We start from the raw sequence: 889 nt of genomic DNA, 5'->3' as shown, positions 1-889 counted from the left end.
CCCCTCGACGGCGCAGTACCGTCACCGCGCCCAGGGCCGCGATCGCCGCGGTGCCGGCTCCCAGCACCCCGGTGGGCCAGCCGACCGTGGCGGCCGGGAGGTGGGCGCAGCGGCGCGCGACTGTCACCAACCACCAACAGGGCAGGTCCGCCAGGTGCGCCAGCATTCGGGCCAGCGGGGGCGACACGGCGGCGGCGACCAGAACCAGGACGCCCAGCACGGTCGCCGCGGGCACCGCCGCCACGGCGAGGACGTTCGCGCCGATCGCGACCAGGCTCAGTCCCCCGCCGATCCACGCCAGCAGCGGCGTGCAGGCAAGCTGGGCGGCCGCCGCCACCGCGAGCACCTCGGCGAGCCTCTCGGGCAGTCTCCGCGCGAGGGCGGCGTGCCAGCTCGGCGCAAAAACGATCATTCCGGCGGTGGCCTGGACGGACAGGGCGAAGCCGACGGAGACCGCGAGGGTGGGCTGCGCGAGCACGAGGACGGTGACGCTCGCGGCCAGGGCCGGCAGGACCGCACGAGGTCGGCCGGCGGCGAGCGCTGCCAGCCCGATGAGCCCCATCACGGCAGCGCGCAGGACACTGGCGGAGGGTCGGGCAAGGACGACGAACCCGAGCAGTGCGGCCGCACCGACCGCCGCCCGCCCGCGCAGACCACGCCGGGCCCGTGCCGCCACGACCAGGGCAGATGCGGTCACGACGGCGACGTTGCCGCCGGAGACGGCGGTCAGGTGCGACATCCCGGCCCGGCGGAAGTCGGTGCGCAGGTCCTCGTCGAGTCCGGAGACGTCGCCGACGACGAGCGCCGGCAGTAGGCCGCGCCGCGGTTCGGGCAGGCCGGCGCAGGCATCGCGCAGGCCGGCCCGCAGCCGCCCGGCGAAGCGCTGCAC

The 889-nt window shown here is 76.8% G+C and carries 1 protein-coding gene; it reads right to left on the bottom strand.

The genetic code is table 11. The features are described 5' to 3' along the window. On the bottom strand, positions 1-889 hold an 889-nt coding region (locus tag ND748_RS32955), incomplete at both ends, for a ComEC/Rec2 family competence protein (protein ID WP_251750155.1).

This window comes from Frankia sp. AiPs1 (genome assembly GCF_023716945.1).
Classification (GTDB): domain Bacteria; phylum Actinomycetota; class Actinomycetes; order Frankiales; family Frankiaceae; genus Frankia.
The sequence above is the reverse complement of the archived record's forward strand: the minus strand, read 5'-3'. Positions and strand labels throughout refer to the sequence as shown.